The organism is Microcoleus sp. B13-B6, assembly GCF_036705405.1.
Lineage (GTDB): Bacteria > Cyanobacteriota > Cyanobacteriia > Cyanobacteriales > Microcoleaceae > Microcoleus.
In genome coordinates this window covers 20,800-42,439 of record NZ_JAUBUJ010000068.1, presented here as the reverse complement: position 1 = coordinate 42,439, position 21,640 = coordinate 20,800, and the positions used below count along the sequence as shown (strand labels likewise).

Sequence of the window (21,640 nt, the reverse complement as noted above, 5' to 3'; positions counted from 1 at the left end):
GATGCCTGTGCCACAAACCAGCACAGGCAAGATGCCTGTGCCACAAACCAGCACAGGCAAGATGCCTGTGCCACAAACCAGCACAGGCAAGATGCCTGTGCCACAAATCAGCACAGGCAAGATGCCTGTGCCACAAGAGGGGTTGGATGGGGTTTTTGAGGAGGGCTTGCTAGTTAGGGATTTGTTGTTGCAAACGACGGATGAGTTGACTAATCTTTTGCGGGGTTTGAATGGGGAATATATTCTGTCGGCACCGGGTGGGGATTTGTTGCGGGATGGGGCTGGGGTGTTGCCAACTGGTCGGAATATTCACGCTTTAGATCCTTATCGGATGCCTTCTCCTGCTGCTTATGAAAGGGGGCGCGAAATTGCTCGGAAAATTATTGAGAAGCACGTTAAAGAACAGGGTAAATATCCTGAGACTGTGGCGGTGATGTTGTGGGGTTTGGATGCGATTAAAACCCGGGGCGAATCTATTGGAATTCTGCTAGAATTGGTGGGGGCTGAACCTCTTAAAGAAGGTACTGGCCGCATTGTTCGCTATGAATTAAAACCGTTAGCTGATGTCGGTCATCCCCGGATTGATGTGTTGGGAAATCTTTCGGGGATTTTCCGTGATAGCTTTGTGAATATTATTGAATTGTTGGATGATTTGTTCGTGCGGGCGGCGGATGCTGATGAACCGGAATCGGATAATTTTATTCGCAAACACGCTTTAATTTTGCAGGCAAAAGGTGTGCAGAATTATTCGGCAAGGTTGTTTTCTAATCCGGCTGGGGATTTTGGTTCTTTGGTTAACGATAGGGTTGTTGATGGTAGTTGGGAATCGGGGGATGAGTTGGGGAAAACTTGGGAAAGTCGCAATGTTTTTAGTTACGGGAGGAAGGATAAGGGGGAAGCGAGGCCGGAGGTTTTGACTCAGTTGTTGCAAGGGTGCGATCGCATAATTCAAGAAATTGATTCTGTTGAATACGGTTTGACTGATATTCAAGAGTATTATGCGAATACTGGCGGTTTGAAGAAAGCCGCAGAAAAGCAGCGTGGCAAAAAGGTTAACACGAGTTTTGTAGAAAGTTTTTCTCAGGATACAACTCCGCGCAATTTAGAAGATTTGCTGCGCTTGGAATATCGAACTAAGTTGCTAAATCCTAAGTGGGCTAACGCGATGGCAAATCAAGGTTCTGGCGGCGCTTATGAAATTTCGCAGCGGATGACGGCGTTAATTGGTTGGGGCGGAACGGCTGATTTTACTGATAGTTGGGTGTACGATCAGGCTGCTGATACTTATGCTTTGGATGAAGAGATGGCGAAGAAGTTGCGGGAGGCTAATCCTGAAGCTTTTCGCAATATTGTAGGGCGAATGTTGGAGGCTAACGGGCGGGGTTTTTGGCAGCCGGATGCGGATAAGTTGCAGCAGTTGCGCGAGTTGTATGAGTTGACTGATGAGAAAATTGAAGGGGTGACAGTGTAGTTTTTTTACTCTAAATATTTAACTGGTTCCTAGGCTCTGCCTGGGAACCGATACCCAGAGGCTCTGCCTCGCGCTTCCATGAAAATTGGAGGCAGAGCCTCCGGATCTGCGTTACCAGGCTCTGCCTGGTAACGAGCTGGGGGGGTAACAACCAGCCTGAAACCCATACCTTTGTAAGGATTGAGCCAATTCGCTGCTCAAAAAAGATAGGCAGCATAATTGTTACACGCTTGCCTATCTACAAAATAATGATACCAACATTCTACCTCATTCATTTAAAAAAACAACTAAGTTCAGCTCAATTTAAACTGATTGGAATCTTGCTACCCTTGATACAATCAGAAAAACAAGTGAGATTAAAACGGCTCTCGCGGGTAGTTCCCTATCCAATTACAACAGAAAGTCGGCGTAGAAAACTACAAAGGTTTCTCGACTTGCCGAACTTAACTATCTCACTAATTTGGTTCCCATTAATTACTTATTGGTTGATTACTTATTGCCGTGTTGGTCAAACTTTATCAAGATCAATCGACCGCAGTCAATGGGGCCGCCTTAATCTCTTTATGGTTAGCCTGAGCTGGGAGCGAAGAGCAATTCCATTATACTGGTCACTGTTGCAAAAATTGGGAAACACTAGCTTCGAGTCACAGACTACCAATTTACAGCAAGTTTTACCATTATTTTCAAAATATAAAGTCATCGTTTTAGGAGACCGTGAATTTTGTTCTGTCGATTTGGGAAACTGGCTGAGGGAAAAGGGTGTATCTTTTTGTTTAAGACTGAAAAAGAATCATCTTAATCGAAACGTAATATTTAGTTTTGCAACGGTTAGATGAATTAGGAATAGTACCAGGCACCTCTTTATATTTTCAAGGTAAAAGAGTGAGAAAAACTCAGCCTGCTACTGGATTTGATGTTGCTTGTAAGTGGAAAAGAAACTACGGGGGATGGAAAGTGGATGAAGCATGGTTTATTCTCACAGATTTAGGGTCATTGCCGGCAGCCATCAATGCTTATAAGCAGCGGATGGGTATTGAAGAACTGTTCCGAGACTGTAAAACAGGAGGCTACGATCTTGAAGGAACTAGCTTAAAAGGAGACCGACTTATTACCATGATTTTGCTCATGACGCGATCCTACAGTTCGGGAATATTTCAAGGCACGGAAATGAGCAAAAAATGAGGGAGGGGGCTTTAGGTACTAATTTTTATAAATTTCAGTGAAAATACTGAGGTTTGTAGCTGTAGTTGGTGAAACCGAACCTGTTAAAATAATATTACCATCTGGATGAGTTTTCGGTTAAAAAAGTTTGGGTTTTGACTGCGGGCGATCGCGGAATGCTGGGAGATGGTTGTGTAGCGGCTAGAAGTATAAATCGGGGGATTCACCATGAGCAACGATCCTTTTGAAGTCCAGGTGCAACATTTTGTAGCGCTTAAGTCCAAGTATCAAGCAACAAAATATGAAGATTCATCTCCTTGTAGTCTTCTGTATCTCATTCTGCGAAAAGCTGATTTAGAATGTGCAATTACCGACTTCGAGTGGGATTGGTTACTAAACCAAGAGCTTTTGGAAACAATAGAAGCTATCGAGCAAGAGCCAGTACGTAAGGTTGAAGAACGAAGAAAACTAGATGCTAAATTTTCTCAACTCAAGTCTAAGTTCAAAGTAGCCAGACATCGCGATTTACGGCTATCCAGTCCTTTGTATCCTATCCTTTGGAAACTTGACTCAGAAAATCAGCTAACTGACTTAGAAGTTAAATACCTGCAACAACAGGGGCTTACTGAAACAGTTGCTATCGTTGAAGAGATGGCGCGATTTGCTGCACTAAAGGCTAAGTACCAAGCAACTGAATATCCAGATTGTTCACTTGATAGCCCCTTGTATCAAATCCTCAAGCAACTGGATGCACGAGAAATATTAAGTGATGTAGAGGCTAACTGGCTGTTCAACAACCAACTGGTTGATACTCTAGAAATTTTTTGGCAACAAAAAGCTGTACGGGAAGCTGAGTTTGCCCAACTCAAGGATAAGTACAAAGCTAGTGAATACGCAGAAACATCTGTCTGTAGTCCGCTCTATCAAATCCTGAAAAACCTGGATGCAGATATGCAGTTGAGCGAGTCAGAACTTAACTGGCTAGAAGAGTATCAACTTAGCGAAACGCTTAACATTGTTTTGGAGATTGAACAGACACGGCACTTTGCTGAACTGAAAGTTAAGTATAAAGCTAATGAATATGAGGATTCATCACGATCGAGCCATCTTTATAAAGTTCTCAAAAAAATTGATTTAGAAAATCCGCTAGGTGAGCCGGATATTAACTTTCTGAAAAAGCGTAAACTAACTGAGACAATTACTCTGGCGCTTGACAAATATGCTGCTAGTCTCAAGTCCAAAATTCAAGCGGGAGAGCAGTTGAGTGAGGCTGATTTGGATTGGGTGAAACAGAATGGACGTGATGATGTAATTACTTTTGCTATTGAAAACTATGTTGCTAGTCTGAAATCCAAAATCCAATCGGGAGAGCATTTAAGTGAGGCTGATATTGATTGGCTGAAACAGAATGGACGTGAAGACGTAATTACTTTTGCCCAAGAAAAGGAATTTGCTGCTCTCAAGGTCAAGTATCGGATTATAGATCGTGATTTCCCTTTCGATCCGTTTTACGCAATCATGGTCAAATTGGAGAAAGAAGAGCGTCTAGATCCTGTGTTAGTTGTTCAGTTAATACAACAGGGACTTTTAGCTAGTCATGGAAAGATTGCTATGGCTTACCACAGGCTGGAAGCGCTTTTCTACGATCGGGAATATGAGCGCACTGGAAATAAATGGAACTTGCCCAACGCCAGCAGTCATTGGCGCAAGGCAGATGAACCGGAAAGTGCATTGAAGGTGACAGAAAATCTGGACTTCGACCAAATCAAAGAAAATAAGCTCAAGTCAGCTTTGCTAACAACGAGGGGCGGTGCTTTCCGAGATATTGATAAATTAGATGATGCACAAAAGTGCGCGCTAAAAGCTATTGAGTATCAGCCTCAGAGTCATCATCCTTACACTTTGATGGGAGCTATTTGTTATGAGCGGGGTCAATATTCACAGGGCGATGATTGGTTTAACAAGGCAATTAAACGCGGTGCTGAATCAGAAGATATAGATTCCGAACTCAAGCAGGTTGTCAAAAATGCTAAAGATGAGAAGCGTCGGGAAGTTGTGGAATATCTGCTGAAAAAAAATCCGCAGCGGTATGCTTGGGCTAAGTTTTATCGGAAGCGCCAAGGCGGTGAGGATGCACAGCGCAAGAATTCCTAGCGCGGGTATGGAGTCGAGTTTTTGGCCGATTCGACTCTTTAACCAAGACAGTCCTACTTCGAGCAGGGTAAGCTTTTCAAGTTAATCGCCGCGCCTCACCCACGCTGCAAAAAGTTCGATCGCGCGATCGACCCAACCTACAATTACAATAGTCACGGTAAAGCTTACAAATAAATGGCATTAGAACTAATTCAGGCTGTCGAACAAGCAGATTCTTCCGAAGGCTTGTTAAACGCAGTCAAAGCACTGGCGGCAGCTTCCTCAAAACAAGCAATTCCTACCTTAATTACAGTGCTCGGTTACAACAACCCAGGCGCCGCTGTTGCCGCCGTTGACGGGCTGATTCAACTCGGAGAAGCTGCGGTGCTGCCGCTTCTAGAACAGCTTGACGGCTACAATTACGGGGCGAGAGCTTGGGCTGTTCGGGCTTTGGCGGGAATTGGCGACCCCAGGGGTTTGGAGATTTTGCTCGATGCAGCGGCGAATGACTTTGCTTTGAGCGTGCGGCGGGCGGCGGTTAGGGGTTTGGGGACGATTTGCTGGGAATTGATGCCGGCAGAACAAATTGCAGATGCTCAACTTCGCGCTGTGAAAACGCTACTGCAAGCGTCCCGAGATCCAGAATGGGTGGTGCGCTACGCAGCAGCGGGGGGTTTGCAAGCTTTGGCGGGTGCTGCGACTGTTAAACCGGATTGGTTAGCGGAAGTTTCGGCCAGACTTGAGGAAATCACCCAAAGCGATGAAACTACTTCAGTTAAGGCTCGGGCTTTGCTTGCTAAGAAAATATTGTCACTTGGCTAGGGTTTGGGCGATCGTCTCTTCCAAGTCCCCTTGAGTGAGAGTCGTTAATATAAAGACTTCTTGTACGGTTTTGCCCTGTCTGGCGATGATTTTAAATCCCCCGCGGATGGGTACTGACACTCTTAATGTCATGCGGGGGATGTGTCCTTTAACTTTGTTGATGACCCCAGGTGTGACTGTTTGAATGCCCATTTTTAGGGTGAGGCGCTCTAAAATTGGTATCAAACCGGGAAGGTGGGTAGAGTGATTCCAAACAAGGCGGCCTTTGGGTTGTGCGTTCATAAATATTTAACCAAATTCAACATACCCAGTCTAAGCCACCCCTGGGGGGAACCAATTTGAAATTCCCTCAACTTATGTATCCATAACGTTACTGTGCGTGTCATTGCGAGCAAACCGAGGCAATCTCAAACCGAGATTTTTGATTGCTGGCGCGCAAGCTGAGATTTGATGGCACAGAATTGTCCTGTACTTTTTGATGTTGTGGGTTGCTAACTGTCGGTTTTTCTAGTTGAGTGGCGATCGCCGCGAGCATTTCTGCTAGGCTGCAAGGTTTCTGGAGATAGCCGTCTGCTTTGAGTTCCAGGGCTTTTTCCATTTCGGAGGCTGTCATAAAAATAAACGGAATGCTGGCAGTTGCAGGGTGCGATCGCACGGCTGCGAATACTTCAAAACCGTTTAGTTCCGGCATCATGACATCAGACAAAATTAAATCGGGAATTTGGGCAGCTAACTGGATACCAACTTTTCCATTTTCAGCGCCTACAGCTTCAAAACCGCGCGATGCCAGAAGTTCTAATACGGTTTCTCGAATTAAGTTATTGTCTTCAATTACTAATATTTTGGTCATTGTTGTTACTTTTATGTTGGTTTTATTTTTACTTGTATGTTAAATTTATACCACCCGTATTTTCATAAATTCAAGTGGGCTATTGCAGCGACCCAGTTTTCGCAGCGCCCAAGCGATCGCGCTTCATCAAAATCTTTCATAAATCACTAAAACAGATTAAGAAAAATATCATGAAATTTATCAGCCCTAAAACAGACTTTGCCTTCAAAAAAATCTTTGGTTCCACCGACAGCCAAGACATCCTCATCAGCTTCTTAAATGCTCTAATTTACGCCGGTGAGCCAATCATCCAAGACTGGCAAATTATTGACCCTTACTCGGCTGCTACCGTTAGCGGACTCAAAGATAGTTATTTGGATGTCAAAGCTCGAATTACCGGCAACAAGACGGTAATTATTGAAATGCAAGTTCTGAATGTAGCCGCTTTTGAAAAACGAGTCATCTACAACTTAGCCAAAACCTATGCCAACCAACTCAAAATTAGAGAAGGTTATCCGAGATTAAAACCAGTAATTGCTTTGACGATTACCGATTTTGAAATGTTTAAAGAACAACCTGATGTTATTTCTCATTTCGTTTTCAAAGAAAAAGAGAAACTATTTGATTATCCCCATCTCCAAGTAGAAATGTTTTTTGTCGAGTTGCCGAAGTTCAAAAAAGAGTTAGATGAACTCACAAGTTTGACTGATAAATGGATTTATTTTATGAAGCACACTCCCGATCTAGAAACAATCCCAGCCACAATGGAAACAGTTCCAGAACTAGAAAAAGCTTTTCAAATTGCCAATGAAGCTAACTTAAGCTTGAAAGAGTTCCAGGATATGGAAGCCCAAGAAGCGGCGATCGAAGAACAGCGGGGAATAGTTTCTAGAGGTATAGAAGAAGGTTTGGAGCGAGCTAGGGCTCAATTGATGCAAGAAGGCCGTCAAGCAGGGATGCAAGAAGGCCGTCAAGCAGGGATGCAAGAAGGGATTAGAGCAGGTCAAAGAGCATTAATTTTGCGTCTGCTGGAGCGACGAGTAGGAGCCGTAAATCCCGATGTAGTTTCGCGGATTGGGGAATTATCGGTTGAGCAATTAGAGAGTTTGGTAGAGGAGGTAGTCGGATTTTCTAGTTTATCCGATTTAATGGTTTGGTTGGATAGAGCAGAATAAGAGAGAGAGCGATCGCTGTGAGGTTTTTTTAGGTCGATCTACTTATAAACAGCGATATTCACAAATTTCGGGCGATCGGGTAAAATATAACTTAGTGTATCGCTATTAAGTGAGGAAAAAGATATGTCAGAATTTCTCGACTTTCTCCGACATCAGTTTGCCTACGTTGCCATTGGCGAATTTAAACCAGGAAAATTTGAAGCTGCAGAACAACTTTTTGAAAAAGCCGTTGCAACTTATGCCACAGGTTTTAAGGGAGCATACCTGCTGCAATTGCCCAATACAGACAAAGGTATTGCCATCATTTTTTGGGAAAGTGTAGAAGATATGGCAGCCAATCAAAGCGAAGCTTATCAGGAAATATTGAAGCAGATGGCGCCTTTGTTTGCGAAAATACCAGACACTGATGTTTATGAAATAGTCAGTGAAATTCAGCCCAAGGGTGAATAATTAAAAATCATGCAACCGGCGCGTCATTCCCATTCCCATCGGCGTCTTTCGCCCGACTCCGCTGTAAAGCGCAAAATCTGCTAAAGTGTTAATTTGCTTGATAGTAGCAGGAGCTATATCTCCCATAATTCGGTAACTAATATCGCCGACGCAGCCAATAAATTTACTGCGAGAATCCGTACTAACTTCTGTTCTGATATCGAAGAAACTGGGAAAAATAGCTTCTGTGAAAGTAGGTTCGATCGCAATCCGGCTGTACTTGTTCCAGCGATTCGCTAAACTGCCGAAAATACTTTCACGAGTGGGCATAGCACTATCATATACACCTTGCCGAAAATTAGTAGGAGTGCAAAAACTAAAAGCAATTTGGCGCTCAGTTTCCGAAGCTTTATCGAACAATTCGGCGTAAGTACAAAAGTTTACCCAAGGCTGGTTTGATTGCGGTTCGCTCAAAATATTAGTAATGTATATATTTGTCGGGCCGAGATGCCAAGGGCGAGCGAAATTAAGTTGCTGCCAAAGTTGAGTTAGGCGATCGAACAAACTGTCATCCAGCAGAGAAATTCGCCACCAAATCGGCGTATTTTCCTGAATTGCTTGCTTGTGTTCCCACTGTACAGCCGGAGATATTGTGCGGGAAGCCGGAGGCAAAACTCTCTTTTGTGGCTGGGGCGTACTGCTTTTGTAAGCCTCTTTTCTGCTTACTTGAAAAGGGCTTAAAGTGAAAGCTTTTTCATGAGATTGGTCGTGCAGGTACGCGCTCAAATCGCTGTCTACAGCACCCACAAGGTTCAAAAATAAAGCGTGGAGATGCCGTCCCGTTAAAAACTGAGATGGAATTGGTGCAACTGGCTGCAGGTTTAAAACAAGGCTGTGGGGCATTTTTAAATTATATACTGTGTCTGTATCGCCTTTCTCAGTAACATGAGGTGCTCTGGCGGGCATAGGGCATAGGGCATAGGGCATAGGGCATAGGGCATAGGGCATAGGACTCACCCCATACCTCACCACGCTTGAGAACTGCTATATATATGTTCAGCTATAGCAATCCTAAATGATTCGTGTAATTCTTGTAGGGGCAATCCGACCCCTACTCCCCGTGGTTGCCCCGATAGATAGGGGGTAGGCACGGGGAGTAGGGGTAGCACTACCCCTACATATTTTTACAAATGATTTAGGATTGCTATAGTATTAATATTACAGCTAAGTTGCAACGCCAGATTAAGGAATTTTAATCACGTAAGGTGCACAGTGTGCACCCTACGTTTAGGGGAATTTGTGCGTAAGGTGCACGCTAGGTTTAGGTGGTGATATTGAGTGCGGTAAATTTTTAGGCGATCGAGATTTCGGGCGACAAATAAACATCTTGAATGGCGTGGAACAATTTTACGCCTTCTTCAAAGGGACGCTGAAAAGTTTTGCGGCCGGAAATTAAGCCGCATCCCCCAGCGCGCTTGTTGATTACCGCCGTGCGAATTGCTTCTGCAAAATCGCTTTTCCCGGAAGCACCGCCGGAGTTAATTAAACCCATCCTTCCCGCATAACAGTTGAGCAATTGATAGCGAGTTAGATCGATCGGGTGATCCGTTGTTAGATCCGAATAAACGCGCTTGTCGGTTTTGCCGTAACTGTGCTCGCTAGCTTTAGCAACTGCTGCATAGCCGTTGTTGCATTCGGGCAATTTTTGCTTGATAATATCAGCTTGAATTGTCACTCCCAAGTGATTTGCTTGCCCGGTTAAATCTGCCGCAATGTGATAATCTTGGTCTTGTTTAAAGATATCGTTGCGGAGGTAGCACCACAGAATAGTCGCCATTCCGTATTCGTGAGCCTGTGCAAAAGCTTGACTAACTTCTTGGATTTGCCGCGTCGATTCCGGGGAACCAAAATAAATTGTTGCTCCGACTGCTGTTGCTCCCAAATTCCAAGCTTGTTCTACAGAAGCAAACATTATTTGGTCGTATTGATTGGGATAAGTCAGCAACTCGTTGTGATTGAGCTTGACAATAAAAGGGATTTTGTGCGCGTACTTGCGAGATACGCTTCCCAAAACTCCCAGCGTTGTCGCGACAGCATTGCAGCCTGCAGAGATTGCTAGTTTGATGATGTTTTCGCTGTCAAAATAAATGGGATTTGGTGCAAAAGAAGCGGCCGCCGAGTGTTCGATTCCTTGGTCTACTGGCAGGATGGATAAATAGCCGGTATTCGCCAAGCGTCCGCTAGAATAGAGTTGCTGAAGCGATCGCAAAACTTGAGGAGATCGATCGGTTTGAGCAAAAATGCGATCGACCCAATCCGGGCCCGGCAGGTGCAAAAAATCTTTAGAAACTTTTGCTTCATGGGTGAGCAAGTCTTCGGCTTCGTCGCCCAGCCAAGACTCGATGGAATTGGGAACTGATAGTGTAGCTGTCATAAAAAATCTCAGTAAGTGCGAAACTCAGTGGCTTTAGCCCTGAGAGGACAATGACACTTCGGCTACGCGAGCGTGGATCACACAAGCGGTTTCAACCGCATTGAATCTTTCTTTACCCATTACCGCCTTGGAGTTGTTCAATTTGGTGTACTTTTGTAATGCACTTTCGCGCTTGACAATTACCATCTCAAACTTCCCAACCCTGTACGCATAATGGTTCGCTCAATTGAGCCTCCCTTTCGGGGTAATGTTAGCTTGTCGGTCAATGTTTTAAGAGCTTTTTCGACCTGCAACACTGTTTCAGTGACTTTAAAACTGTTTAATTGCAGATGACAGAGCAAGGAACTAGCTACGCATTCCGGGGTGTCGTGACTCAAAAAACGTAGTCAATTAAGACTTAGGCTGGTCAGTACAGCTTGCAAGAATTTCTCTTACAAGCTCAATCCCTTTAGGGTTGAGTTACTGACGCAGATTTCCCTCTCAATTTCAATTGCAGGCTGATGATTGCAGACATTAGCCTTGGTGATATTGTAACGAAAAAATCATATTTTCCATCCCCTCAACGATAGACCCAGTTTTTAACAAGTTAGCGACAACAGCAGCTAGGACGCGCTACTCTATAATAAGCTGGCAGTTCAGCCGGATCGGCGCTGCCAGCGATCGCCGCTCGACTCACAACTTTGCCATCACAATGTCAAATACTTACTTCGATTCTGAAAACGCTCACAAATCCTTCGAGATGCCCGGTGCCAGGCCGCATTACAATCCCGATCGCCCTGGTCAAGTAGAACACATTTTCCTCGACTTAGTGCTGAATATTCCCAAACAAAGCTTTCGCGGCACTTGCAGCATCCGCATCAATCCCGTCCGCAGCGGCATTGACAAATTAACCTTAGATGCGGTCAACTTGAACATTGAATCGGTAAAAGTTGGCGAAACCGAGCAAAATTTCGACAGCGACGGCGAAGTGCTGCAAATTCAACTGCACGAACCAACAGAAGCTTACCAACCAATTACTATTGCGATCGAATACTCGGTCGAAAAACCCCAACGCGGCCTTTATTTCGTCGGCCCGGACAAAAACTATCCAGACAAACCAACACAAGTTTGGACTCAAGGCGAAGACGAAGATTCCCGCTTCTGGTTTCCCTGTTTCGACTATCCCGGACAGTTGGCAACTTCGGAAATTCGAGTGCGAGTTCCCAGGCAACTTTTTGCCATCTCCAACGGTGAATTAATTAGCACAAAAAACGACGGCGACGAGAAAATTTATCACTGGTCGCAAACCCAGGTACACCCGACGTACTTAATGACCTTAGCAGTCGGAGATTTCGCCGAAATTAAAGACGAATGGAACGGCAAACCAGTTAATTATTACGTGGAAAGAAGCCGCGAAGCAGACGCTAAGCGCAGCATGGGCAAAACGCCTCAAATGATTGAATTCTTCTCGGAAGCATTTGGCTATCCTTACCCTTTTCCCAAATACGCTCAAGTCTGCGTCGATGATTTCATCTTCGGCGGTATGGAAAATACTTCGACAACTTTGCTAACAGATAGGTGCTTGCTAGACGAACGCGCCGCCCTCGACAATCGAGGTACTGAAAGCTTAGTCGCCCACGAATTGGCTCACCAATGGTTCGGTGATTTAGTAGTAATTAAACATTGGTCTCACGCTTGGCTGAAAGAAGGCATGGCTTCTTATTCCGAGGTGCTGTGGACTGATAAAGAATATGGCAAAGAAGACGCGGCTTACTATATGTTAAATGAAGCCCGCAGTTATTTAGCAGAAGACAGTTCCCGCTACCGCCGCCCGATGGTTACTCACGTTTACCGCGAAGCCATTGAATTGTACGATCGCCATTTGTACGAAAAAGGTGCTTGCGTCTATCACATGATTCGCGCCGAGTTGGGCGACGAATTATTTTACAAAGCAATTCACACTTTTGTGCGGGATAACGCTCACAAAACTGTAGAAACGATCGATTTGCTCAGGGCGATAGAAAAGGCTACCGGTCGCAATCTCATGTTTTTGTTTGACCAGTACGTTTATCGTGGCGGTCATCCAGATTATAAGGTTGCTTATTCCTGGGATGGTGACAGCAAATTAGCAAAAGTTACTGTCACTCAAACTCAGGTGAAAGATAGCAAAAATGGCAACGGCAACAGCAAAGATGTCTTTGACCTAAAAATTCCGATCGGCTTCGGTTACAAGCCAGAAAAAGAAGCAAACGATGACAGTTGGGCACGTTCAACCCCGAACCTAAAAACTTTCACAGTCCGAGTGCATGAGCGCGAGCAAAGCTTCTATTTCCCTCTCGAAGAGAAGCCTGCATTTATCAGTTTTGATGTCGGCAATAAATACTTAAAGACTGTTGTTTTAGAGTATGGAATTGCGGAACTAAAAGCTCAGTTGCAGTTCGATCCAGACCCGGTTTCGCGGATTTACGCTGCCCAAGCTGTGGCGAAGAAGGGAGGGCTGGAAGCGGTGAAAACGCTGTCAGAAGTTCTCAAGAAAGAGCCGTTCTGGGCAGTACGGGCAGAAGTTGCCGGTCAGTTAGTTGAAATTAAACTCGACCAAGTTTTTGAAGGTTTAGTAAGTGGTTTAAAAGATAAAGATGCTCGTGTTCGTCGCGCTGTGGTGAATGCGCTGGGTAAAATCCAAACTCACGAAACTTATAAAGCGCTGAGATCGATCGTCGAAAAAGGCGACGACAGCTATTATGTAGAAGCCGCCGCAGCGAGTGCTATGGGCTCAATTGCAGCGGCTAACCCCGACGAAAAACCGACCGACGAACAGGTACTGAAAGAGTTAAAATTGGTGCTCAAAGAGCGTCAGGGGTGGAATGAGGTAGTGCGATCGGGTGCGATCTCCGGTTTGGCGCAGATGAAAACTTCGGAAGATGCGCTGAATTTAATATTGAAATACACAGCCGCCGGTACTCCGCAAGCTTTGCGCTTGGCTGCAATTCGAGCTTTGGGTACAATTTCGAGTGGTCAAACCAAGGTCAATTTAGAACGGATTTTGCAGCGATTGGCAGAATTATCTAAAGAGACGTTTTTCTTGACTCAAGTCTCTGTAGTAGCGGGATTAGGACAAATGCAAACTCGCAAAGCCATTCGCATTTTGCGTTCTTTAGCTGACCAAACTCCCGATGGTCGCGTTCGCCGCATGGCTGATGAAGCTGTGCAGAGAGTGCAGAAAAATGCTGGTTCTGATGCAGCGGTAAAGCAGTTGCGGGAGGAATTAGACCAGGTGAAAAAGGAGAATCAAGATTTGAGGAGTCGGATGGAGAATTTGGAGGCTAAGGCGAAGAAAGATTAGGTGTAAAACCCCATACTGGCGCAGATAAAGGCAGATATTGGCGATCGGCTTTTATCTGCTTGTCGGTAGAGGATTTCGCGCAGTTATTATAATAATATTATTGTTCAGTGGGAGTGCAGGGGAATTTCCTATTTTCCACAGAGGGGAAAAACCAAATATCTTTATTCTCCACTTTGTTGTCTCAACAGGGGAATTATCTAGAAGGTGGATGCAATTTTTATTTTTGAGTTGTCAACTGTTGATGAAGTTGCAGTAGCTTTTTCACCCTGAAATATTGCAGAAATTATGAGTATAAGAACCGCTGTATTGATAGAGCAATCGGGGGTAATTCCCTATCGCATTCAAGACGGACAAATTGAAGTAATGCTGATTACTTCTTCGGCTAGCAAGCGCTGGGTGATTCCCAAAGGATTAATTGAACCTGACATGACTCCCCAAGATTCCGCCGCCAAGGAAGCTTGGGAAGAAGCAGGTTTGTTGGGTAAAGTGTTCCCGGATTTGCTAGGAACTTACGAGTATCAAAAGTCCGGCTGTACTTGGCTGGTAGGAGTATTTTTAATGGAAGTGCAAGCAGTTCTGGAAATTTGGCCCGAAGCTACCAAGAGAAAGCGGCAGTGGGTAAGTATTCCTAAAGCAATTAAGCGGGTTAATGAACCGGAACTCAAACTCATTTTAGCCGATTTGCCTAATAGGTTCTGGTGAACAATACCCAGATATCCGACTTATTCACAAAGTCGGGTATCTAAGACTTCTCGACAAGCTGGAATCGGAAGTGCAGTCAAAGTTCAGCAATGTTAAGATTAAAATGTGCGCGATTCCAGGAGTCACTTACCAGGATTTAAGTCGCCAGACAAGATTCCGCTATACGTTTCTCAAGTGGCTTGGCTCATAAGACCCGATCGCGATCGAGTTCAAAAGGAGAGAAACTCATGTTTGACTACAAACTTGTTGGCAGTAAACTCCATGAAGTCATTAACTCATAATTTATGTTATAATTTAATTCTAGCTTCGTTTACCATAATAAATTGCCTTGGATTATAACTTTGATTGGAATCCAGCCAAAGAAAAGCAAAATATTCGCAAGCATCAATTAAATTTTCGTTTGGCATCAACTGTTTTCCGCGATCGTTCTCAATTAACAATATATGATGAAGAACACAGTCAATCGATTTTAGATTTTAGATTTTAGATTTTAGAGGCGACCCCACGGATAAATGCGGGGGCTTGAGGATTTTCGATTTTAGATTTTGGATTGATTCCACGGATAAATCACGTGGCGGGTACCACCTTTGAAATTCGTGGTCAAGATGAAGATAGATGGATTACCATAGGCTTAGATGAAACAGGAACTTTAAGGGTTGTCATCCATACCTTTGAACAAACCGATCGCACCTCCTGTATAATTCGGATAATTTCAGCCCGCAAAGCTAATTTGACTGAAACCCAAGCTTATCAAGAGAGGAAATTATGAAATCAGAGTATGACTTTTCTTCATCAGAGCAAGGCAAGTTTTACCATCCTGATGCTACGTTTCATTATCCCATTTATCTCGAACCAGATGTCGAGGAATTTGTGACTAAAATTGCTGAGCATAAAAAGATTGAGGTTCAAGTTTTGGTCAATGAATGGCTGAGAAATAACATTAAACTAATTCAAAGTATTGAGTAGGTGAGAAACCCGGTTCCTTTTCTCAAGTGGCTTGGCTCATAATGCCCGATCGCTATCGCTCCCAGAAGGAGATAGGATCATGTTTGACTATAAACTTGTAGAAAGTAAACTCCATGAAGTCAATCGATTTTAGATTTTAGATTTTAGATCTTAGAATTGAAGACTTGACCCCACGGATAAATACGTTCGGCAAGTTTCATCGGATACAGGTTTTTTATTTCCCAGGTCCTGAGTCTGCGAAGGAATGAATGCGGGGGCTTGTACCCTAGATGCTTTCGGTCATTAACATCGTGAAACCACAACTGTCAGACACTCAAATAGAATTTATGGTTTCAAATATTCAGGCGGGCGAGTGGAATCTGGCGTTAGAGACTTTGTGCGATATTCTCATTGAAGAAGAAATTCCCATAAATTTAAAGGTTTATGAACTTTGGCAAGAAGTGGGCAATATCTTGAACATGGAACGGGAAACTTGGGAGATGTTAAAAGTCCACGTAACTCTTTGAGAATAGAATATGTAGATGCGATCGCTGCAAATCCCAGAGAAATTGCAGCAACAAGTCCATAAGCCTGAATACAGATTAAGCGTTAGCTGAGAGGAAAGGAATACTTTCGGCTAAGTTATCCTTAACTTCTATTCCCTGTTTTCTCGCCCAAAACTGGCTTAAAAAGTGAATTTGCCGCAAGCCGACAACTAAATTTAAACCGGGTACAAAAATCCACCAAACTGTTAGCGGTTCTTTGATTCCTTCTTGGCGGTACAATTCGTTAACTGTGTTGTAAAGTTTGAACTGCACGATGTAAATCCAAGCAATACCCAGCAAGGAAAACCAACCAAACCATCCGGGAACGTCAGGGTCGAATATTCGCAAAGCTTGGGGGACGGCTACTCCTAAAACAAAAGGAAGCAAGCAAAGAGTTCCCGACCAACCGCTGCCGTTATAGCGACGCAATTCTTCTTGAATAATCCATTTGTACCATCCGTAATATAGCAGCAAGCTGACTGCCGACAGCAAAATTAGTCGCCACAAAGAGCGGGGTTTACCTAAAGGTTTGTCGGACATATTTAGATGTAAGATATGAATTGCTATCTTGATTATATTAACATTTGTTAATTATTGCAAAATCATTTCTCGAATCGATCGCGCTGTTGCAGGGGCCAGCAGAACACCGTTGCGATAGTGGCCGCTGGCGATGAGAACGCGATCGTTACCGGGAAGCGTCTCAATAATGGGGGCCGGCCGCCCTTCCGGCCGCGGGCGCAATCCTGACCATTTCCTGATGATTGAGGCGAATGCTAAGCCCGGATAAAGGGATGTCGCCCTCGCCATCACTTGCGCCAACATATCAGCATTCGCCTGAATTTCCCCGCCATTTTCGGAAAACTCCACCGTCGCCCCCACCCAAAATTCCTGATTTCCCACAGGGACAATGTGAACGTCATCGCAAGTAATTACCGGGCTAAAATCTGGGTTTCCTACAGGATTGGGCGTCAGCAAATGCAGCGCTTGTCCCAACACCGGGCGAATGTCAACCAACTGATTTAACGATGCAGTCACAGCAGCAGAACCCAAACCAGCCGCCACAATTAGTCGATCGAAATTTTCAGCAACAGGCAAGATGCCTGTTCCACAAGACTTATTGACAGCAATGGAAGATGCGAGTTGAATCTCAGACACCTGAGAATCCAACTCAGTAATGCCTTGAACTTCCACTCCAAACTCAAAATTAACTCCTTTGAGTTTAGCAGCCTCAACCAAAGCCAAAGTTAGCGCCGTCGGATCGACTTGTCGGTCTTGAGGCGAATAAATCGCAGCAATAATCTTATCATTTAAATAGAGATGAGGGCAGCGACATCGCACTCGTTCCCGATCCCAAAGTTCCAATTGCCAACCTTGAGATTGGCGAGTTGCTATCAACTTTTCCCACTTACTTAAATCCTCTCCCTCCGAACAAAGCATTAAAATTCCCTGTTTGTTAAAAGGAATTTTTCGCCCTGTAACTGCTTCCAATTCAGGAATCAAAGTTTCGTAGCGCTGAAGGCTGGTTTCCCTCAACTGCCAATTTCTGCCTTTAGTTTTGTGGCTGATAACTCCCATCAAAACACCGAGTGCAGCGCCAGTCGAACCTTGTGCCGGCGGCTGTTTGTCGAACACAGTAACTTTCAGTTCGGGAAATTGACTTAGTTCAAAGGCGATCGAAGCCCCAACAATACCGCAACCAATAATTGCAACACGAACCATTCAATTTTAGATTTTAGATTTTAGATTTTAGATTAACTGCTTCCTAGGTTTTGTCCATATAAACCTTTTTCGGACGGGCAAGATGCCCGCCCCACAAGAAAACTAATTCTTTCTTTGTGGAACAGGCATCTTGCCTGTTTTTGACAATGATACGCCCCACAAGAAAACTGATTCTTTCTTTGTGGAACAGGCATCTTGCCTGTTCTTGACAATGATACGCCCCACAAGAAAACTGATTCTTTCTTTGTGGAACAGGCATCTTGCCTGTTCTGGATGCCAGATGTGAGTTAAGGCTAGTTAAGCTTTAGGAATTAGCTGCAAGAAGGTATCGAAATCATTGACAGCTTTTTGATAGCTGGCCGTGACTTTTGCATAGTCAAGCTCTTTAGCAGCAAGGTCAATGTTAACCAAATCGGTAAACAAACTCTTAGTTAAATCAACAGCTTGCTGTTGAGAACTAGGCAACAAACTCCCAGAGACGGTTTTCATTACATTCCGCAAGTCGCCTAGAGGCCCGTGAATGTAAGTTCTGGTATCAACCCAATTCCGTTTTTGAATTAGGGTTCCCAGTTTATCCATGCGCGATCGCAACTCTGTCAGGGTAGGAACATAACGCTGAATTTGCTGGATCTGGGCTGCTGTGTAAGTCGTTGGAACTTTTGCTTCGACACTACTGCAACTAACCAGAAATGCCATCAAAAACGCCATCATCAAGGCAAAAATTGAACGGGGACGAGTCATGTCGATTTTAGATTTTAGATTTTAGATTTTAGATTGCTCGTTGCGAGCGGGCACAGGGCGGGTACGGGGTTGCTCGTGTTCGTTCCAAGGCTCTGCCAGGGAATGCAGCTCGGCGATGAGCTGGTTCACTGACCTAGCACCGAGAGTTATGTACAAAATATTATTTTACCTCCTGGCGGCGCAGAAAAGTTATCACAGCATCGCCAACTTTTTCTGACCAATGTTCTTGAGGATAATGCCCCGCTTGTTCCAGTGTGACTAACTCTGCATTTTGCAGGGAACCGACTAGCTTTTTAGCAGGTTCAACACTCAGCCAAGGGTCTGTCAAACCCCAGACAAATAAAGTTGGTCGAGTCCATGCTTTCAAGCCGGATTCAATTTCGGCCATTGACTGCGGCAATTGAATATTGCGGACTGTATTCATCAGCGATCGACCTGCATCCGAACTCTTCAAAAACGGGCGACGGTAAACATCTAAATCCTTGTCTGATATTGTCTGGCCGCTGCCACCTTCGAGAGTTCTGTCAACCAAAAGCGGGTCTTGCGTCATCATATCGCCAATAAAAGGCAGCCCCAACTGCTGCATTTTCCAAGGCAATTTTATATCTGCTGAAACTGGTGTATTGATGACAGCTAAACGCTCAATTTTATCTGGATTCCGCAAAGCGTATTGAATACCGGCTGAAGCTAAAAATCCTTGGACAACGAGGTAAAATCGGTCTAATTCTAGAGCTTGAATAAAGCCAGCGAGGGCGTCAACAAAAGCATCGGGAGTGTAGGCAAAGTCGCGCTTGTCTGGTTTTGTCGATCGCCCGTAACCCACCCAATCTGGGGCGATCGATCTAAATCCCTGGGCCGCCAAATCCGGCATCATTACAGTCCAGGTAAAACTCTGGGACGGCAAACCGTGCAGCAGCAGTACGGGCGGTTTACCAGTTTCGTTAACTGGATTTGTTTCCCGATAAAACCATTGCAGCGGGCCTACTTCAACTATTTTCTCATCAATTGACATTATTTTACTGGTTATTTATCAAACAATAAGGCGGGGATTACCCGCCCTACTTACCTAATAGTTGGGTGTACACAGAGTACCTTATACCAATTTTTTATGAGGCCCCGTAGAATCCGATCCCCCCTAGCCAAGAGGGCGGGCACGGGGAGTAGGGGTCGCACCGCCCCTACAAAGGGGGGGACAAGATTCTTCTCAAAGTCAACCCCTACTCCCCAACAACCAGGGGGATTTAGGGGGATCGAGATATGTGCAACTTCACATTAAATTGGTATTACCCAACTAATTACAGCCGCGCTTAGAAATTCATTTCAGCAGCTTGAACTTTTTCGACCTGTTTCTTCTTGAGAACCAGCATAATTTGAGCCAGCATGGTCAAAGCCACGAAAGCCATCAATCCTTTAACGCGATCGGCACTTTGCAGCACAATCTCCACGTCTTTTTGACCGAAGCCGCCCACATTAGGATTATTCGTCAAAAGTTCGCCTGCTGCAACTGTTTGTCCTTCGGTAACAATCAGTTCTGGGCCTGCGGGAATCGTATCAACAACGGCTGCACCTTCGGCAGGTTGAATTGTCACTTGATAACCGCCATCTTCAGGTTGAGCAATCTTAGAAATGGTGCCAGCTACCGAAGCATTGTAAACAGTATTATTGCTCTTTTCGCCAGTAGGATAAACCTGACCGCGACCGCGGTTGCCTCCGACATAAATTTGGTATTTGCCGTAGTGAACCGACTTGTCAGTTTCCGGATTCGGCGACAAAACTGGGAATACCAATTCTTTGTACTGTTCTCCCGGCACCGGGCCCACTAAAAGAATATTTTCTTGGGTTTCGCTGTAAGGTTGGAAGTAAAGATCGCCGACTTTTTCCTTCATTTCTTCGGGAATTCTGTCAGCGGGAGCAATCTTGAAACCTTCGGGCAACATCACAACTGCGCCGATATTCAAGCCACCTTTGCTGCCGTCGCCGACAACTTGTTGCACGCTAGTATCGTAGGGAATCTTGACAATAGCTTCAAACACTGTGTCAGGCAAAACAGATTGCGGCACTTCCACTTCAGTCACTTTTGCACCGAGGTGACAGTTAGCGCAAACAATGCGGCCTGTTGCTTCGCGGGGAGTAGCGGGTGCTGTTTGCTGAGCCCAGAAAGGGTAAGCAAATGCTGCTTGGGGAAGTGCGATGTCGCTGGTGAGGAAAAATCCTGCTGCGGCGATCGCAATTAAGGCAGTTTTCGCGATCGTCCTGGCACTGCGGCGAAATATCGCAGATAAATTAGTTTGTGGCATTAGAGTATTCAATCTCAAAGGTCAGACAATTTTGGATTTTGGATTTTGGATTTTGGATTTTGGATTTTGGATTTTGGATTATTAGACTGGTTTAGGGATGCACTTATCTGTGGTTTTCACCATTCACCCCCTATCTAAAATCTCAAATCTAAAATCCAAAATAGTTTAAGACCACCAAGGTGCTTCGCCGGTGCGGAAATCAGTTTCTGTCCAAGTTGTAAAAGCGATCTTGTCATCTGCGACAGTGGCGTGGGCCAGGGCCAGAGACAAAGGCGCGGGGCCGCGCACCACTTTGCCCTCATTGTTGTATTGAGAACCGTGGCAAGGACAGATAAACTTGTTTTCGCTAACATTCCAAGGCACGACGCAACCCAAGTGAGTGCAGACTGCATTGATGCCGTAGTCGGCGATAGATAAGTCTTCTTTCACCACAACATAGGTGGGGTCGCCTTTGAGACCTTGGGCTAAGCTGCGATCGCCCGCAGGGTGCGAAGCCAAATATTCGCTAACGATGATGTCGTTACCCAAAGCATCTTTAGCTGTGACTCCGCCGCCAACTGCCCCACTCGACGGAGGAACAAAATATTGGACAACGGGATAGAGTGCGCCCAGTGCCACACCTGTGACTGTACCGAACGTCAGCAAATTCATAAATTGGCGACGCCCCATATCGGGAACATCGGGATTTCCAGCAGAAGATTGAGCCATGACCTGCCTTTACGGTTTTAAGTTACGTTTGTTTGTTAGCTGTTAGCGAACCTGTACGTGCAGAGGAAGGAGGATAATTGCCGTTAATCTGCTCGCACAAATTTTAGGCCGCGAAAATTCCTTTTAAGAATGCGCCTTCCAGCCTTTATTAGAGTATTATTACATTTTTTGAACTTTGTCTTTTATTGTTTAATGGATTAACTCAGG

The 21,640-nt window shown here is 44.8% G+C and carries 23 protein-coding genes and 1 pseudogene; 12 read left to right on the top strand and 12 right to left on the bottom strand.

Annotated features, from left to right (window positions below; translation table 11 throughout):
- Positions 1–136: 136 nt before the first annotated feature.
- Both QUB35_RS25570 and QUB35_RS25565 read left to right on the top strand, forming a co-directional pair.
- A pseudogene (locus QUB35_RS25570) lies at positions 137–1,471 on the top strand (cobaltochelatase subunit CobN); the annotation flags it as partial.
- Positions 1,472–2,353: 882 nt separating this feature from the next.
- Positions 2,354–2,653, top strand: coding sequence for a hypothetical protein (locus QUB35_RS25565; RefSeq protein ID WP_333144468.1), 300 nt, complete (start codon positions 2,354–2,356; stop codon positions 2,651–2,653).
- Between the two features lie 83 nt (positions 2,654–2,736).
- On the opposite strand, the gene QUB35_RS25560 is transcribed toward QUB35_RS25565, so the two are convergent.
- Positions 2,737–2,862 (bottom strand): hypothetical protein, encoded by a 126-nt coding sequence (locus tag QUB35_RS25560; RefSeq protein WP_333144467.1) that lies wholly within the window; start codon positions 2,860–2,862, stop codon positions 2,737–2,739.
- Here QUB35_RS25560 and QUB35_RS25555 point away from each other — a divergent pair.
- Positions 2,861–4,786: a hypothetical protein gene (locus QUB35_RS25555; protein WP_333144466.1), complete on the top strand. Its 1,926-nt coding sequence runs from the start codon at positions 2,861–2,863 to the stop codon at positions 4,784–4,786. The two genes, QUB35_RS25560 and QUB35_RS25555, sit on opposite strands and share 2 nt — an antisense overlap.
- A gap of 174 nt (positions 4,787–4,960) precedes the next feature.
- Positions 4,961–5,587, top strand: a complete 627-nt coding sequence (locus QUB35_RS25550; protein WP_333144465.1) for a HEAT repeat domain-containing protein — start codon at positions 4,961–4,963, stop codon at positions 5,585–5,587.
- Here QUB35_RS25550 and QUB35_RS25545 read toward each other — a convergent pair.
- Complete coding sequence (locus QUB35_RS25545) at positions 5,576–5,869, bottom strand: DUF2103 domain-containing protein (RefSeq protein ID WP_333144464.1); 294 nt, start codon at positions 5,867–5,869, stop codon at positions 5,576–5,578. The genes QUB35_RS25550 and QUB35_RS25545 overlap by 12 nt on opposite strands.
- A gap of 100 nt (positions 5,870–5,969) precedes the next feature.
- The gene (locus QUB35_RS25540) at positions 5,970–6,437 is read right to left on the bottom strand and encodes a response regulator (protein ID WP_333144463.1); all 468 of its coding nucleotides are present in this window, start codon (positions 6,435–6,437) and stop codon (positions 5,970–5,972) included.
- Between the two features lie 170 nt (positions 6,438–6,607).
- On the opposite strand from QUB35_RS25540, the gene QUB35_RS25535 reads away from it, so the two are divergent.
- Both QUB35_RS25535 and QUB35_RS25530 read left to right on the top strand, forming a co-directional pair.
- A complete protein-coding gene (locus QUB35_RS25535; RefSeq protein WP_333144462.1) occupies positions 6,608–7,591 on the top strand; it encodes an Rpn family recombination-promoting nuclease/putative transposase in 984 nt (327 codons plus the stop codon).
- Between the two features lie 123 nt (positions 7,592–7,714).
- A complete protein-coding gene (locus QUB35_RS25530) occupies positions 7,715–8,041 on the top strand; it encodes an antibiotic biosynthesis monooxygenase (protein ID WP_333107428.1) in 327 nt (108 codons plus the stop codon).
- On the opposite strand, the gene cas6 is transcribed toward QUB35_RS25530, so the two are convergent.
- Together cas6 and QUB35_RS25520 are read right to left on the bottom strand one after the other, a co-directional pair.
- Positions 8,042–8,923: a CRISPR-associated endoribonuclease Cas6 gene (cas6, locus tag QUB35_RS25525; protein WP_333144461.1), complete on the bottom strand. Its 882-nt coding sequence runs from the start codon at positions 8,921–8,923 to the stop codon at positions 8,042–8,044.
- 448 nt (positions 8,924–9,371) lie between these two features.
- Positions 9,372–10,454, bottom strand: coding sequence for a class I fructose-bisphosphate aldolase (locus tag QUB35_RS25520; RefSeq protein WP_333144460.1), 1,083 nt, complete (start codon positions 10,452–10,454; stop codon positions 9,372–9,374).
- 691 nt (positions 10,455–11,145) lie between these two features.
- Here QUB35_RS25520 and QUB35_RS25515 point away from each other — a divergent pair.
- From QUB35_RS25515 to QUB35_RS25490, 6 genes are all read left to right on the top strand, one after another.
- Positions 11,146–13,776 (top strand): M1 family metallopeptidase, encoded by a 2,631-nt coding sequence (locus QUB35_RS25515; RefSeq protein ID WP_333144459.1) that lies wholly within the window; start codon positions 11,146–11,148, stop codon positions 13,774–13,776.
- A 285-nt stretch (positions 13,777–14,061) separates the two neighbouring features.
- On the top strand, positions 14,062–14,478 hold the full coding sequence (locus QUB35_RS25510; RefSeq protein WP_333144458.1) for an NUDIX hydrolase: 417 nt from the start codon (positions 14,062–14,064) through the stop codon (positions 14,476–14,478).
- A 328-nt stretch (positions 14,479–14,806) separates the two neighbouring features.
- Positions 14,807–14,965, top strand: coding sequence for a BrnT family toxin (locus QUB35_RS25505; protein ID WP_333144457.1), 159 nt, complete (start codon positions 14,807–14,809; stop codon positions 14,963–14,965).
- 84 nt (positions 14,966–15,049) lie between these two features.
- On the top strand, positions 15,050–15,247 hold the full coding sequence (locus QUB35_RS25500) for a BrnT family toxin (RefSeq protein ID WP_333144456.1): 198 nt from the start codon (positions 15,050–15,052) through the stop codon (positions 15,245–15,247).
- Positions 15,244–15,444 (top strand): hypothetical protein, encoded by a 201-nt coding sequence (locus QUB35_RS25495; protein WP_333144455.1) that lies wholly within the window; start codon positions 15,244–15,246, stop codon positions 15,442–15,444. Before QUB35_RS25500 ends, QUB35_RS25495 begins: the two co-directional genes overlap by 4 nt.
- A gap of 290 nt (positions 15,445–15,734) precedes the next feature.
- Positions 15,735–15,950: a MafI family immunity protein gene (locus QUB35_RS25490; protein WP_333144454.1), complete on the top strand. Its 216-nt coding sequence runs from the start codon at positions 15,735–15,737 to the stop codon at positions 15,948–15,950.
- A gap of 75 nt (positions 15,951–16,025) precedes the next feature.
- Here QUB35_RS25490 and QUB35_RS25485 read toward each other — a convergent pair whose 3' ends face one another.
- The 7 genes from QUB35_RS25485 to petC form a co-directional block, all read right to left on the bottom strand.
- The gene (locus QUB35_RS25485; protein ID WP_333144453.1) at positions 16,026–16,508 is read right to left on the bottom strand and encodes a hypothetical protein; all 483 of its coding nucleotides are present in this window, start codon (positions 16,506–16,508) and stop codon (positions 16,026–16,028) included.
- Positions 16,509–16,559: 51 nt separating this feature from the next.
- On the bottom strand, positions 16,560–17,687 hold the full coding sequence (locus QUB35_RS25480) for an FAD-dependent oxidoreductase (protein ID WP_333144452.1): 1,128 nt from the start codon (positions 17,685–17,687) through the stop codon (positions 16,560–16,562).
- 32 nt (positions 17,688–17,719) lie between these two features.
- Positions 17,720–17,881, bottom strand: a complete 162-nt coding sequence (locus tag QUB35_RS25475; RefSeq protein ID WP_333144451.1) for a hypothetical protein — start codon at positions 17,879–17,881, stop codon at positions 17,720–17,722.
- 103 nt (positions 17,882–17,984) lie between these two features.
- Entirely contained in the window at positions 17,985–18,428 is a 444-nt protein-coding gene (gene psbQ, locus QUB35_RS25470; protein WP_333144450.1) for a photosystem II protein PsbQ, read from the bottom strand.
- A 160-nt stretch (positions 18,429–18,588) separates the two neighbouring features.
- On the bottom strand, positions 18,589–19,440 hold the full coding sequence (locus QUB35_RS25465; protein ID WP_333144449.1) for an alpha/beta fold hydrolase: 852 nt from the start codon (positions 19,438–19,440) through the stop codon (positions 18,589–18,591).
- A 295-nt stretch (positions 19,441–19,735) separates the two neighbouring features.
- On the bottom strand, positions 19,736–20,725 hold the full coding sequence (gene petA, locus QUB35_RS25460) for a cytochrome f (protein ID WP_333144448.1): 990 nt from the start codon (positions 20,723–20,725) through the stop codon (positions 19,736–19,738).
- 165 nt (positions 20,726–20,890) lie between these two features.
- Positions 20,891–21,433 (bottom strand): cytochrome b6-f complex iron-sulfur subunit, encoded by a 543-nt coding sequence (gene petC / locus QUB35_RS25455; RefSeq protein WP_333062057.1) that lies wholly within the window; start codon positions 21,431–21,433, stop codon positions 20,891–20,893.
- Between the last annotated feature and the right edge of the window lie 207 nt (positions 21,434–21,640).

Bases quoted from the DNA above. Each gene is read 5' to 3' on its own strand.
- QUB35_RS25555 (WP_333144466.1), top strand. From the start codon at position 2,861: ATGAGCAACGATCCTTTTGAAGTCCAGGTGCAACATTTTGTAGCGCTT.
- QUB35_RS25560 (WP_333144467.1), bottom strand. From the start codon at position 2,862: ATGGTGAATCCCCCGATTTATACTTCTAGCCGCTACACAACCATCTCC.
- QUB35_RS25550 (WP_333144465.1), top strand. From the start codon at position 4,961: ATGGCATTAGAACTAATTCAGGCTGTCGAACAAGCAGATTCTTCCGAA.
- QUB35_RS25545 (WP_333144464.1), bottom strand. From the start codon at position 5,869: ATGAACGCACAACCCAAAGGCCGCCTTGTTTGGAATCACTCTACCCAC.
- QUB35_RS25540 (WP_333144463.1), bottom strand. From the start codon at position 6,437: ATGACCAAAATATTAGTAATTGAAGACAATAACTTAATTCGAGAAACC.
- QUB35_RS25535 (WP_333144462.1), top strand. From the start codon at position 6,608: ATGAAATTTATCAGCCCTAAAACAGACTTTGCCTTCAAAAAAATCTTT.
- QUB35_RS25530 (WP_333107428.1), top strand. From the start codon at position 7,715: ATGTCAGAATTTCTCGACTTTCTCCGACATCAGTTTGCCTACGTTGCC.
- cas6 (WP_333144461.1), bottom strand. From the start codon at position 8,923: ATGCCCCACAGCCTTGTTTTAAACCTGCAGCCAGTTGCACCAATTCCA.
- QUB35_RS25520 (WP_333144460.1), bottom strand. From the start codon at position 10,454: ATGACAGCTACACTATCAGTTCCCAATTCCATCGAGTCTTGGCTGGGC.
- QUB35_RS25515 (WP_333144459.1), top strand. From the start codon at position 11,146: ATGTCAAATACTTACTTCGATTCTGAAAACGCTCACAAATCCTTCGAG.
- QUB35_RS25510 (WP_333144458.1), top strand. From the start codon at position 14,062: ATGAGTATAAGAACCGCTGTATTGATAGAGCAATCGGGGGTAATTCCC.
- QUB35_RS25495 (WP_333144455.1), top strand. From the start codon at position 15,244: ATGAAATCAGAGTATGACTTTTCTTCATCAGAGCAAGGCAAGTTTTAC.
- QUB35_RS25485 (WP_333144453.1), bottom strand. From the start codon at position 16,508: ATGTCCGACAAACCTTTAGGTAAACCCCGCTCTTTGTGGCGACTAATT.
- QUB35_RS25480 (WP_333144452.1), bottom strand. From the start codon at position 17,687: ATGGTTCGTGTTGCAATTATTGGTTGCGGTATTGTTGGGGCTTCGATC.
- QUB35_RS25475 (WP_333144451.1), bottom strand. From the start codon at position 17,881: ATGCCTGTTCCACAAAGAAAGAATCAGTTTTCTTGTGGGGCGTATCAT.
- psbQ (WP_333144450.1), bottom strand. From the start codon at position 18,428: ATGACTCGTCCCCGTTCAATTTTTGCCTTGATGATGGCGTTTTTGATG.
- QUB35_RS25465 (WP_333144449.1), bottom strand. From the start codon at position 19,440: ATGTCAATTGATGAGAAAATAGTTGAAGTAGGCCCGCTGCAATGGTTT.
- petA (WP_333144448.1), bottom strand. From the start codon at position 20,725: ATGCCACAAACTAATTTATCTGCGATATTTCGCCGCAGTGCCAGGACG.
- petC (WP_333062057.1), bottom strand. From the start codon at position 21,433: ATGGCTCAATCTTCTGCTGGAAATCCCGATGTTCCCGATATGGGGCGT.